Genomic DNA, 12325 nt, shown 5'->3' with positions numbered 1-12325 from the left:
TGTAAAAGGGGCGGGCTGGGGGGGGTCCCCCCCCCCCCCCCCCCCCCCCGGGGGGGGGGCCGGCGGGGGGGGGGGGGGGGGGGGAACCGCCCCCCGCCGAAAGCCTGGTAATGTTTCCTTCGTCGCCGCGAGGGGAACACCGCGCGGCACACACCCCGTCCGGGTGGCGGAATGGCAGACGCGCTAGCTTGAGGTGCTAGTGCCCGTATAGGGCGTGGGGGTTCAAGTCCCCCCTCGGACACCACACAGCAACGGTGTCGACCGGTCACGGTCGGCACCGTTGTCGTATGTCCCCCTGCCCCGTGGCCCCTCCCCCGTGCCTCTCGCGCTCACACGTGGGCCGCCGCCATGTGGTCCGTGAACCAGTCGCGGGCCAGGTCGGTCACCGTCTCCAGGGCGCCGGGCTCCTCGAACAGGTGGGTCGCGCCGGGGACGATCTCCAGCCGGTTCTCGCAGGTCAGCCGGGCCTGCGCCTGGCGGTTGAGGTCCAGTACCACGCGGTCGGCGCCGCCGACGACGAGCAGCGTGGGCGCGGTGACGGCCGCCAGCGCGCCTTCGGCGAGGTCGGGCCGACCGCCGCGGGAGACGACGGCGGCGATGTGCGCGTCCGGTTCCGCGGCGGCCCTCAGGGCGGCGGCCGCGCCGGTGCTGGCGCCGAAGTAGCCGACGGCGAGACCTTCGGCCTCCGGCCGGCCGCGCAGCCAGGCGGTGGCGGCGGCGAGCCGCGCGGCCAGCAGCCCGGTGTCGAAGACGTTGTCCCGCTCGCCCGCCTCCTCCTCGGTGAGCAGGTCGAACAGCAGGGTGCCCAGGCCGGCGCGGTTCAGCCCCTCGGCGACGAAACGGTTGCGCGGGCTGTGCCGGCCGCTGCCGCTGCCGTGCGCGAAGAGCACGATCCCGGGGGCGCCCGCGGGCCCGGTCAGCCGGCCGCCGAGCCGCACGGCGCCGGCCGTGACCGCCACCTCCTCGTCCAGGGGCGCGTGGACCGACCCGGAGGGCGGCCGGCGCAGCAGGGCGATGACGTCCTCGTCCTCCAGTTGGGCGAAGTCCTCGTAGAACTGGCCGACGGCGAAGAAGTGGCTCGGGGTGGCCAGGCTGACCAGTTCGTCGGCCTCCCCGGCCAGCCGCGCGGTCCAGTCCGGCGGCGCCACGGGCACGGCCAGCACGGTCCGCGCCGCTCCCCTGGCCCGTACGGTGCGGCAGGCGGCGGGGGCCGTGGACCCGGTGGCGACCCCGTCGTCGACCACGACGGCGGTCCGTCCGGCGACGGGGACGGGCGGGCGTCCGCCCCGGTAGCGGGGGGCCCGCCGGGCCAGCTCCCGGCGTTCGCGCTCCTCCACCCGCGCCAGATCCTCCGGTGCGATACCGGCCTCGCGCAGGATCCGTTGGTCGAGTACGCGCACGCCGTCCTCGCCGACGGCGCCCATCGCCAACTCCGGCTGCGCGGGCACGCCCAGTTTCCGTACCAGGCACAGGTCCAGCGGGGCGCCGAGGGCGGCCGCGACGGCCGCGGCGACGGGCACGCCGCCGCGGGGCAGCCCGAGCACCACGACGTCCCGGCCCGCCAGGTGGTCCGCGAGCCGGGCGCCGAGCCGTCGGCCGGCTTCGTCACGATCGGGGAAGAACACCGTGCGGCTCCTTCGTCGCGGTCCGGTCACTCCCGGGCCGACCAGAGCGGGGCGGGCGGGCTCGCCTCCGGGGCTCCGCTCGCCTGGATGTCGCCCGCGGCGGCGCGCAGCAGCTCACGGCCGAGGGCGACCAGGGCGCGCCCGGCGGCGAGTTCGTCGCCGATCTCGGGCACGGCCGTGTCGTAGGGGTTGCGCCGTGCCTCGGCGCAGGTTTCGAGGACGTTGTCGCCGGTGTCGAGGACGATCCGGGCGGTGGTCTCCGGGTCGTGCTCGGACAGGTACAGGTTCAGCCGCCACTCCTTGACGGACGCCGGCCGGCTGTCGACGGGTCGCGTCATCGTCCGTCTCCCCTCAGCTCGGTCCGTCTCCCCTCGGCTCGCGCGGGGAAACGCCGTCGTCCCGCGCGGGGCCCTCGCGTGTGGCACGGGGCATTCGCGTCCGCACCTTCCACTGTTTCCACTGTGCCTCGGTCGCGTGCGGGCCGCGCGGGCGAGAAAGCGGGCGACGGATCGGCGCCCGGCACCGGTGCCGGGGCGGCCGGTCCGGGCGGGCAGAATGAGGGCCATGCCCTCGCGTTCCTGCCCGTGCGGGCTGCCCGAGCCGTACGAGTCCTGCTGCGGCCGCTACCACCGTGGCGCCGCGGCGGCGCCGACCGCCGAGGCGCTGATGCGGTCGCGGTACTGCGCCTTCGTGCGCGGGCAGGCGGAGTACCTGCTGCGGACCTGGCATCCGCGGACCCGGCCCGCGCGGCTGGACCTGGACCCGACGATGCGCTGGACGGGCCTGGAGGTGGTGGAGACCACGGGCGGGTCCGCCTTCCACACCACCGGGACCGTGACGTTCCGGGCGTCCTACCGGGGCGGTGTGCTGCACGAGCGCAGCCGGTTCGAGCGGGTGGACGGGGCATGGGTGTACGTGGACGGGGACTTCCTGTCGTAGGGGACGTGCCGCCCCGGAAAACGTCCTGTCGCAGCCGCGGCACCGCCCGGCCGCAGCACCCGCCTGCGGCTACGGCGCCAGGATGTCCAGTTCCTGCAGGGCGCCCTCGGTGATCTCGCGGGTGAGCTGCTCGGCGCGGGCCGCGTCGCCCTCGCGGACCGCCTCGGCGACCTTTACGTGCAGGGTGACGGCGGCCGGGTCGGGGTCCTCGAACATGACCTCGTGGTGGGTGCGGCCGGCCAGGACCTCGGCGACGACGTCGCCGAGGCGCGCGAACATCTCGTTGCCGGAGGCGTTGAGGATCACGCGGTGGAAGGCCACGTCGTGGAAGAGGTACTGCTCCAGCCGGTGGCCGCGTGAGTTGGCGACCATGCCGAGCGCGCGCTCGGTCAGCTCGGAGCACTGCTCGGCGGTGGCGTGCCGGGCGGCCAGTCCGGCCGCGACGGGCTCGACGGCCGAGCGCAGCACCGTCAGGGAGCGCAGCTGGCGCGGGCGGTCGGCGCCGGCCAGGCGCCAGCGGATGACCTGCGGGTCGTAGACGTTCCACTCCGAGGACGGCAGGACCGTCACGCCGACGCGGCGGCGGGAGGCGACCAGGTGCATGGACTCCAGGACCCGTACGGCCTCGCGCATGACGGAGCGTGACACGTCGAAGCGCTGCGCGAGTTCGTCGGTCCGCAGGACGCTGCCCGCAGGGTACTCCCCGGCGGTGATGGCGGGGCCGAGGGTGTCCAGTACATGGCCGTGCAGCCCCCGGCCCGGTGTGCTCATGCACTCAGCGTACGGTGTGGATCACGATTCAAAAAAGTCAGACTTGTATGTCACAGTCTCTTGAATTCGTCATACCTAATAGGTTTCAGTGAGGCGGACGCCGAGTGACGGCGTCCCATGTCGAGGAAGACAGCGAGGCAGTGATGCGCACCCCCCACGTCGTCGTGGTGATGGGCGTCGCCGGCACGGGCAAGACCACGATCGGTCCCCTGCTCGCGGACCGGCTCGGCGTCCCGTACGCCGAGGGAGACGACTTCCATCCGCAGGCCAACATCGACAAGATGTCGGCCGGAGTCCCGCTCGACGACGACGACCGGTGGCCGTGGCTGGACGCCATCGGCGCCTGGGCCCACGGACGGGCCGGGCTCGGCGGGGTGGTGAGCAGCTCGGCGCTGAAGCGGTCCTACCGCGACCGGCTCAGGGCCGCGGCTCCCGGCATCGTCTTCGTCCACCTGACGGGCTCCAAGGAGCTGATCGCGGATCGGATGGCGCACCGTCAGGGGCACTTCATGCCGACGGCGCTGCTGGACTCCCAGTTCGCCACGCTCCAGCCGCTGCAGGCGGACGAGCGCGGCGTCGAGGTGGACGTCTCGGGTTCGCCCGAGGAGATCACCGAGCGCGCCGTGGCCGCGCTGGCGGACCTCGACCGCACCACGCAGTCCATCTGAGGCGAGCCGTCCTGAACGCCGCCGCCTTACCCCACGGTCGCCGATCGCGGCACCGCTCTTCTCCCCACCCCTCTTCACCTGCAAGGGAACCCCCGTGACCAGACTCAGCGTCGAGATGCTGGCAGCGGACGCGCCCCCGCCGATCACCTCGGCCGGACACGCCCAGCTGGGTATCGCCGTCCTCGTGGGCATCGCCGTCATCGTCCTGCTCATCACCAAGTTCAAGCTGCACGCCTTTCTGTCGCTGACCATCGGGGCCCTGGTGCTCGGTGCGGTGGCCGGGGCGCCCCTGGACAAGGCGATCACCAGCTTCACCACCGGACTCGGTTCGACGGTGGCCAGCGTGGGCGTGCTGATCGCACTCGGCGCGATCCTGGGCAAGCTGCTCGCCGACTCCGGCGGCGCGGACCAGATCGTGGACACGATCCTGGCCAAGGCCGGGGGCCGGGCGATGCCGTGGGCGATGGTGCTGATCGCGTCGGTGGTCGGTCTGCCGCTGTTCTTCGAGATCGGCATCGTACTGCTGATCCCGGTGGTGCTGATGGTCGCCAAGCGCGGCAACTACTCGCTGATGCGGATCGGCATCCCGGCCCTGGCCGGTCTGTCCGTGATGCACGGTCTGATCCCGCCGCACCCCGGTCCGCTGGTCGCGATCGACGCGGTCAAGGCCAACCTGGGTGTGACGCTGGCGCTGGGCATCGTCGTCGCGATCCCGTCCGTGATCATCGCCGGTCCGCTGTTCTCCAAGGTCGCCAGCCGCTGGGTGGACGTCCAGGCCCCGGACCGCATGATCCCGCAGCGTGCCTCGGACGACCTCGAGCGGCGCCCGAGCTTCGGCGCCACGCTGGCCACGGTGCTGCTGCCGGTGGTGCTGATGCTGGCCAAGGCGCTGGTGGACATCGTCATCGACGACCCCGCGAACCTCACCCAGCGCGTCTTCGACGTCATCGGCTCCCCGCTGTTCGCGCTGCTGGCCGCCGTGATCGTGGGCATCTTCACGCTGGGGCGCCCGGCCGGGTTCACCAAGGAGCGGATCAACGCCACCGTCGAGAAGGGCCTGATGCCCATCGCGGGCGTCATGCTCATCGTGGGCGCGGGCGGCGGCTTCAAGCAGACGCTGATCGACTGCGGTGTGGGCCAGATGATCCTGGACATATCCAAGGACTGGTCGATCTCGGCGGTGCTGCTGGCCTGGCTGATCGCGGTGGTGATCCGGCTCGCGACCGGTTCGGCGACCGTGGCCACCGTCTCGGCGGCCGGTCTGGTCGCCCCGCTGGCGGCCGACATGTCGACCACCCACACCGCTCTGCTGGTCCTGGCCATCGGCGCCGGCTCGCTGTTCTTCAGCCACGTCAACGACGCCGGCTTCTGGCTGGTGAAGGAGTACTTCGGGCTGGACGTCGGGCAGACGATCAAGACCTGGTCGTTCATGGAGACGATCCTGTCGGTGGTGGCCGGCGCCCTCGTCTTCGTCCTGTCCCTGATCATCTAGCGCTCCGGGAGCACGGCGATGACGGCTCATCCGCTCTTCGACATCTGTGGCCGCACGGCCCTGGTCACCGGCTCCTCCCGGGGCATCGGGCTGGCCCTGGCCCGCGGCCTGGCCGAGGCCGGCTGCACGGTGGTCCTCAACGGACGCGACGGCGACGCGCTCGCGAAGGCAGCCGCCGCGCTGCCCGGCGAGCAGGTGCACACCGCCGCGTTCGACGTGACCGACTCCGCCGCGGTGGCGGCCGGTATCGCGGACGTCGAGGAGCGGGTGGCCCCGCTCGACATCCTGGTCAACAACGCGGGCATGCAGCTGCGCGCCCCGCTGACCGAGTTCACGGACACGGACTGGCACCGGATCCTGGACACCAATCTCACCAGCGCCTTCCTCGTCGGGCGCGAGGCCGCCCGGAGGATGACCGGACGCGGCCACGGCAAGATCATCAACATCTGCTCGCTGCAGAGCGAGGTGGTCCGCCCCGGCATCGCGCCGTACGCGGCGACCAAGGGCGCGCTGAAGATGCTCACCAAGGGCATGTGCGCCGACTGGGGGCCGTACGGCGTCCAGGTCAACGGGCTGGGGCCCGGCTACATCGACACCGAGCTGACCCGGCCGCTGGTCGAGGACGAGGAGTTCAGCGCGTGGGTGCGCCGCCGCACCCCGGCCGGCCGCTGGGGGCGGACCGAGGACCTGGTGGGCGGGGTGCTCTTCCTCGCCTCCCCGGCCGCGGACTTCGTCTCCGGGCAGGTGCTGTACGTCGACGGCGGCATGACCAGCGTGCTGTAGGAGGCCGGTGTGCGGGCGTGCGTGATCCACGGTCGGGGCGATCTCAGGGTCGAGGACCTGCCGGAGCCCGAGCCGGGACCCGGGCAGGTGCTGGTCGCGGTCCGCTACGGCGGGGTGTGCGGCTCGGACCTGCACTACTGGCGGCACGGCGGGGTCGGTGACTTCCGGCTGCGCGAACCGATGGTGCTCGGCCACGAGGTCGTGGGCACGGTCGTCGCCCACGGCCCCGGCGCCACCGGCCCGGCCCCGGGCACACCGGTCGCGGTGCATCCGGCCACCTGCTGCGGAACCTGCCCGGAGTGCGCGGCAGGGCACCGCAACGTCTGCCGCGACACCCGCTACCTCGGCAGCGCCGCCCGCCTCCCGCACGTCCAGGGCGGCTTCGCGGCCCGTCTGGCCGTCCCCGCCGAGCAGGTCAGGCCGCTCCCGGCCGGCCTGGACCCGCGCCGGGCCGCCCTCGCCGAACCCCTGTCGGTGGCACTGCACGCGGTGCGCCGGGCCGGTGACGTCAGGGGCCGGCACGTCCTGGTGACCGGGGCCGGGCCGATCGGCTGCCTGGCGGTCGCGGCGGCCCGGGCCGCGGGCGCCGCCCGGGTGACCGTCACCGACCTGGTGCCGCGAGCGCTGACGTACGCCGCGGCCGCGGGCGCCGACACCCTCGTACGGGCCGACGACGCCGACGACGCCGGATGGCCGGCCGCGGTGGACGCGGCCGTGGAGGCGTCCGGGGCGGCGGCCGGCCTGGAGACCTGCCTGCGCCTGGTACGGCGCGGCGGAGTGGTCGTCCAGCTGGGGATGCTGCCGCCGGGCCCCTCGCCCTTCGCCGGGAACCTCCTGGTCAGCCGGGAGATCGAACTGCGCGGCTCGTTCCGCTTCGACGCGGAGTTCGACGAGGCGCTGCGCCTGCTGGCCGCCGAGCCCGCCTTCGACGCGCTGATCAGCGCGGTGGTCCCGGTCGGCGACGCCGAGTCGGCGTTCGCGCTGGCCGCCGACCGCACCCGGTCCTGCAAAGTGCTGCTGGACCTCGGCGCCTGACCCGCGCCACGGGCTCCAAGACGGGGTCGCGTGCGGCGTGCGCCACGGCGCTCCCCGCGACGACACCGCCCACGACGCTCCCCCTGCCCACGGCGCTCCCCTGAACGACACGCCCGCCCGACCCGTACCCCTGTACGGGTGCCCGCGGACGCGGCGCCACCGGGATTCCGGGCCGGTGCCGGGGCCGGGGCGGGGGCCCGAATCCGGGTCCGCACGGCAGCAGCCGGCGCCCGGGGACGCTACAGTCGGCCATTACGACCCCGTGACCCGGCCTGACGATCGAGGTACGCAGCGTGTCGGTTCTGGTTCTGATTCTCGCCGTGAGCGCCGCCTGCTGCCTGGGCTTCGGTTTCGTCCTCCAGCAGAACGCCGCCCAGCAGGCGCCGCTCAGCGACTTCCTCTCCCCGCGGCTGCTGCTGGACCTGGTGAGGGTGCCCCGCTGGCTGGGCGGCCTCGCCCTGATGATCGCCGGGATGGTCCTGGGCGCGCTGGCACTGGGCCGGGGCGAGATCTCCCTGGTGGAACCGCTGCTGGCGACCAACCTGCTGTTCGCCCTGGCCCTGTCCCGAAGACAGACCCGGCAGCCGCTGGGCCGCCAGGGCTGGCTGGGGCTCGCACTGCTGGCCGGCGGGGTGACGGCGTTCATCCTGGCCGGTCAGCCGCGCGCGGGCAACGCGATCACCGACCCACTGCGGCACTGGCTGATCATCGGCGCCATGGTGGGCGCGGCCCTGCTGCTGACCACGTTCGCCAAGCGCTCCCGGCTCAACTGGGGGCCGGTGCTGCTGGCGGTGGCCGCGGGGCTGCTGTACGGCGTGCAGGACGCGCTGACCCGGGTGAGCGGGGAGCGGTTCTCGGCGGGCGGCTGGACGGAGCTGTTCACCGGCTGGCAGCCCTACGGCCTGCTGGTCATCGGGGTCACCGGGCTGATCCTGGTGCAGAGCGCCTTCGAGACGGCGCCGCTGCGCATGTCGCTGCCCGCGCTGACGGCGGCCGAGCCGCTGGCCGGGATCGCCTGCGGGGTGGGTTTCCTCGGCGACCGGCTGCGCACCGACATCGGCGCCCTGACCTGGGAGGCGGCCGGACTGGCGGCGATCGTCACCGGGATCGTCCTGCTCGGAATGCATCCGGCCATGCCCTGCGGCACCACGGCCCCGCGGCAGGAGCGGAACCTCCAGCACCGCTGACGCCGGCACCACCGGCGGGTCCGGTGACGATCGCCGCCCGTCCCGCCCCCCCCCCCGGCCGGGCGCCCCTTTCGGTGCGCCGCCCGTCGCCCCGGGAAACCCCCCCCCCCGCGATCCCCGCCAGCGGCCCCGCCGCCCGCCCCGCGGGCCGCGACACGCGCCGCGGCGCCCCCCCCCAGGCGCGCTCCCCCCCGGGCAGACCCGGGGCCCGGGGCCCGGACGGCGCCCCAGCGGGGGGGGCACCCCGCCGGGCGGGGCCGGCGGGGCCGGCGGGGGGCCTTTGAAGTAGCGGCGGGTGTGCGCGTCGAGGTGCGCGGCGAGGTACCGCTCGGCCTCCGGGCGCAGACCCGGGTGGATCTTCGGCTGCATGGCGTACGCCACCGCCCGCACCAGCTCGGTCAGCGCCTCGACGGTGGTCTCCCGCCGCTGCCCGGTCACCGCCGCCGCGTCGGCGAGGTCGGGCAGCAGCGCGTCGACGATCGTCACCGGTATCCGGTTGCTGTTCTCGTACGGGGTCAGCCGCTCCAGAAGCAGCTCCGTGCCGGTGCGGGCGACCGGCAGCCCGTACAGCGCCGAGGCGGTCAGCAGCGCGGTGGAGAAGCAGCCGACGACCAGGGCGGGGCGTATGCGCTGGTAGAGCACCTCGGCGAGGACGGGCGTGTCCAGCACCGTCAGGGCGGCGCCCAGCTTCTCGGCCTCCTGCTCCAGCGCCCGCGACCAGCGGGCCGGCGCCGAGGGATGCGGCTTGAAGACGACGTGGGTGTGGCCGAGCGCGACCGCGCCGCGCACCATCCGCACGTGCAGCGCTTCCTCCTCCTCGGCGGTGAGGATGTCCAGCGCGGACAGGTACTGGCCGAGCAGCAGCGCCGAGCCGTCCGGGACCTCGGGCACGCCGGCGGCCGTGTCGGCCAGTTCGGCCAGCACCTTCGAGAAGGCGTCCGTGGGGACGGTCCGCGCCGCCACGCCGAACTCGGTGAGCAGCACCGGCTTCAGGCCGGGCACCAGGTCCAGGTGCAGCACCCGGTCGACGCGGGTGCCGACCAGCGGGTCGATCTTGCTGCGGGTGGGGCCGTAGCTCATCAGGCCGTCGGCGTAGACGGTGACCGGGGCGCCGGTGAAGATCTGGCAGACCCCGAGCGCCGGGTTGACCTGGATGGACTCCACGACCAGCTCGACGTCGTCGTCCCCGAGCCGCCACAGCAGCCGCAGGTACCGCTCCCACAGCGGGACGTCGTCCGGGCGCGGTGCCCAGCCGCCCGGGTGGAAGGGGGAGATGGTCTCGTTCCACGACACCACGTCGTCGAAGCGGTCCCGCAGCCGCTCGAAGCCGGCCTGCTCGTCGAGCGGCGGGGTCGTCTCGGGCGTCGCGGCGTTGTTGCAGACCAGCAGGATCCGGCGGTCGGCCGGGCCGAAGCAGTCGGAGTCCAGGGCGGCGGCCAGGGTGGCGGTGCCGTACAGCGTCGAGGCGAGGAAGATCTGCGTGGTCACGCGGCGGCTCCGGGCGCGATGGGGCGGCGGCGCAGCCGGCGCAGCCGGGTGGCGCGCTGGACGTCCATGGAGTCCAGCGCCTCGTCGAGGACGTCCTGCGGCATGCGGCGCAGGGCCGCCGCGCTCAGCGACTTCAGTTTCCGTGCCACGGCCGGCTCGAACCGCTCGATGGAGCCGAGATGGTGGGCGATGATCGCGCAGTAGGTGCGCACCGCCTTCGGCAGCAGCCGCGATGCCTCGGCGTCCCGGGCGGTCTCGGCGACGACCTGGTCGAAGGCGCGCAGGAAGTCCAGCTGGCGCACGTCACCGATCTGGGTGAGCGAGGAGGCCACTCCGCGCCGGTAGCGCACGCCGAGCAGGCTCACCACGGCGAAGGAGTCCGCCTCCCGGTGCAGCTTCCATATCCAGGGCCGGTCCTCGGCCGTGCGCAGCCCGTCGGTGAAGTGCAGCAGGCCGCGGTCGACCAGGCGGCGGTGGTAGACGCCCGCCCAGGCGTAGGGGTAGTCCACCGACGTGGAGCGGTCGGCGGGCAGGATCGCCTCCCGCGGGTCGAGCACCACGCCGCGCCGGCCGTGCGGCACCCGGTGGATCGTGCGGGACCGTCCGGTGCACTGCACGTGGTCGGTGCGCAGGAAGTCGCAGCCCAGGTCCTCGATGGCGGCCAGCAGCCGCGGGTAGTAGCCGGGCTCCAGCCAGTCGTCGCCGTCCAGGAACGTCAGGTACTCGCCGCGGGCCCGGTCGATCCCGGTGTTGCGCGCGGTCGCCAGCCCGCCGTTCTGCTCGCGCCGGACGTACACCGCGCCCGGCAGTTCGCGCTCGGCACGCGCGAGAATGTCCGGGGTCTCGTCGCGCGAACAGTCGTCGACGAGGACGAATTCGACATCCTCGCGCGCGTTCGCGCGCAGACTTCGCAAGGTGTCGGACGCGTATTGCTGCACGTTGTAGAACGGCACGATGACGGAGAGCTTGACCACGCACGTGACGTTAGGGTGCGGCCCCCGCCTGCGTCTTTACCTGTGGTTTGACCGGCGGTGAACGACGCGTGGCGATGCCGTGAACCGGGCTGTTCTCCGGCCCGGTCCGGGGCTGATTCCGCATTCGGCGGTGTGCTGTTCACCGGTTGTTGCATTCCGGTTGGGCGGAACCTAGAAATGCCTTCCTACGGTCTTCGACGTGCCAGCAAGTGCGAAGAAGGCCCGGCGCGTCGCCGTTCTCGCGGATTCCGACACCCGGTGGAAATGGGGCGCGCTCACCGCGCGGCGCCTGATCACCGAACAGCCCGGAAACCTCGAAGAGCCCAAGAACCGCGAAGCCCTCGAAACCCCCGAGGGCGCGGACCTCCGGCTCGACGGCTACCTCCTGCGGGGCCGCGCCACTCCCACCCCCCGCCAGCTCACGGAGGTCGGCGTCCGCGCGGACACCCTCCGCGAGGTGAGCGCCGTGGAGTTCCTGCGTGCCATGGACGAGCCGGCCGCGGGCGAGGAGCCGTACGACGTCCTCGTCCTCGCCCTCGTCGGCGGCGGCGTCCAGGCGATGCTGCACGGCCTGAAGCGGATCTGGCAGGGCCGCGCCCGGCGGCCCGTCGTCGTCACCGGGTACGTCGGCGTCGTCTACGAAAAGCTCGCCGACGGGCTGCTGCTGCGGCACGGGGCGGACCTGGTGCTCGCCAACTCCCGCCAGGACGCCGAGCGGTTCCGCGCCGTGTACGAGGGCGTGGGCGCGGACGCGTCGGCGGTCACCGAGGGGGCCCTGCCGTTCCTCGGCGGAGCGCCGTACACCGGTGAACACGAGCCGTACACCGTGGTGTTCGCCGCCCAGCCGTCCGTCCCGGACGGCCGCGCGGACCGCACGTACCTGCTGGACCGGCTGATCCGGCACGCCCGGCTGCACCCCGAACGCGAGGTGCTGCTCAAGCTGCGCTCCAAGCCCGGCGAACACACCACCCACATCGAGGAGCTGCCCTACCAGAAGCTGGCCCAGAAGCCCGGCCTGCCGCCCACCCCCCGCCTGGTCTACGGGCACAGGGGCGAGGCCCTGGACCGCCCCGCCCTGCTGGTCACGGTCAGCCCCCCCGCCGCGCTGGAGGCCCTGCACCGCCGCATCCCCACCGCGGTCCTCACCGACCTCGGGGTCCGCGAGGCGCTCGGCAACCACCACTTCCTCGGCTCCGGCTGCCTGGCCTCCTGGGACCAGCTCGACGCCGGCCACCGCCCGGAGCCCGACAAGGAGTGGACGGCCCGGCAGGGCGTCGCCGCCGACGGGTCCTACGGCACCGCCTTCGACGCCGCCCGCGCCCGCATCGCCGCCCTGCTGGACACCCCCGGCGCCCTGCCGCCC

General features: G+C 73.8%; 11 protein-coding genes, 1 tRNA gene and 1 pseudogene. 8 read left to right on the top strand and 5 right to left on the bottom strand.

Annotation, left to right across the window (positions count from 1 at the left end; translation table 11 throughout):
- Positions 1-157: 157 nt before the first annotated feature.
- Positions 158-244, top strand: a tRNA-Leu gene (locus GV126_RS15200).
- An 85-nt stretch (positions 245-329) separates the two neighbouring features.
- Here GV126_RS15200 and GV126_RS15195 read toward each other — a convergent pair.
- Together GV126_RS15195 and GV126_RS15190 are read right to left on the bottom strand one after the other, a co-directional pair.
- Positions 330-1625, bottom strand: coding sequence for a phosphoribosyltransferase family protein (locus GV126_RS15195; RefSeq protein WP_159666754.1), 1296 nt, complete (start codon positions 1623-1625; stop codon positions 330-332).
- Positions 1626-1651: 26 nt separating this feature from the next.
- Positions 1652-1963, bottom strand: coding sequence for a dsRBD fold-containing protein (locus tag GV126_RS15190; RefSeq protein WP_028422888.1), 312 nt, complete (start codon positions 1961-1963; stop codon positions 1652-1654).
- Positions 1964-2189: 226 nt separating this feature from the next.
- On the opposite strand from GV126_RS15190, the gene GV126_RS15185 reads away from it, so the two are divergent.
- Positions 2190-2564 (top strand): YchJ family protein, encoded by a 375-nt coding sequence (locus GV126_RS15185; RefSeq protein ID WP_159666751.1) that lies wholly within the window; start codon positions 2190-2192, stop codon positions 2562-2564.
- A 69-nt stretch (positions 2565-2633) separates the two neighbouring features.
- Here GV126_RS15185 and GV126_RS15180 read toward each other — a convergent pair whose 3' ends face one another.
- Positions 2634-3335 (bottom strand): FadR/GntR family transcriptional regulator, encoded by a 702-nt coding sequence (locus GV126_RS15180; RefSeq protein WP_159666748.1) that lies wholly within the window; start codon positions 3333-3335, stop codon positions 2634-2636.
- Between the two features lie 143 nt (positions 3336-3478).
- Between GV126_RS15180 and GV126_RS15175 the strand changes: the two genes are divergently transcribed.
- The 5 genes from GV126_RS15175 (at position 3479) to GV126_RS15155 (ending at position 8500) form a co-directional block, all read left to right on the top strand.
- The gene (locus tag GV126_RS15175; protein ID WP_159673726.1) at positions 3479-4003 is read left to right on the top strand and encodes a gluconokinase; all 525 of its coding nucleotides are present in this window, start codon (positions 3479-3481) and stop codon (positions 4001-4003) included.
- A 94-nt stretch (positions 4004-4097) separates the two neighbouring features.
- The gene (locus GV126_RS15170) at positions 4098-5495 is read left to right on the top strand and encodes a GntP family permease (RefSeq protein WP_159666745.1); all 1398 of its coding nucleotides are present in this window, start codon (positions 4098-4100) and stop codon (positions 5493-5495) included.
- Between the two features lie 18 nt (positions 5496-5513).
- On the top strand, positions 5514-6278 hold the full coding sequence (locus GV126_RS15165; protein ID WP_159666742.1) for an SDR family oxidoreductase: 765 nt from the start codon (positions 5514-5516) through the stop codon (positions 6276-6278).
- Positions 6279-6287: 9 nt separating this feature from the next.
- Positions 6288-7313 (top strand): L-idonate 5-dehydrogenase, encoded by a 1026-nt coding sequence (locus GV126_RS15160; RefSeq protein WP_159666739.1) that lies wholly within the window; start codon positions 6288-6290, stop codon positions 7311-7313.
- Positions 7314-7606: 293 nt separating this feature from the next.
- Positions 7607-8500: a DMT family transporter gene (locus GV126_RS15155; protein ID WP_159666737.1), complete on the top strand. Its 894-nt coding sequence runs from the start codon at positions 7607-7609 to the stop codon at positions 8498-8500.
- 216 nt (positions 8501-8716) lie between these two features.
- Here the strand turns inward: GV126_RS15155 and GV126_RS36480 are convergent.
- Positions 8717-9988: pseudogene (locus tag GV126_RS36480) on the bottom strand (alpha-2,8-polysialyltransferase family protein); the annotation flags it as partial.
- A complete protein-coding gene (locus GV126_RS15145; RefSeq protein WP_159666735.1) occupies positions 9985-10962 on the bottom strand; it encodes a glycosyltransferase family 2 protein in 978 nt (325 codons plus the stop codon). The gene GV126_RS15145 and the pseudogene GV126_RS36480, both read right to left, overlap by 4 nt.
- 199 nt (positions 10963-11161) lie before the next feature.
- On the opposite strand from GV126_RS15145, the gene GV126_RS15140 reads away from it, so the two are divergent.
- Positions 11162-12325: DUF6716 putative glycosyltransferase (locus tag GV126_RS15140; RefSeq protein ID WP_159666733.1), on the top strand; the 1164-nt coding region annotated here is incomplete at its 3' end.

This window comes from Streptomyces mexicanus (genome assembly GCF_902506575.1).
GTDB lineage: Bacteria > Actinomycetota > Actinomycetes > Streptomycetales > Streptomycetaceae > Streptomyces > Streptomyces mexicanus.
The sequence above is the reverse complement of the archived record's forward strand: the minus strand, read 5'-3'. Positions and strand labels throughout refer to the sequence as shown.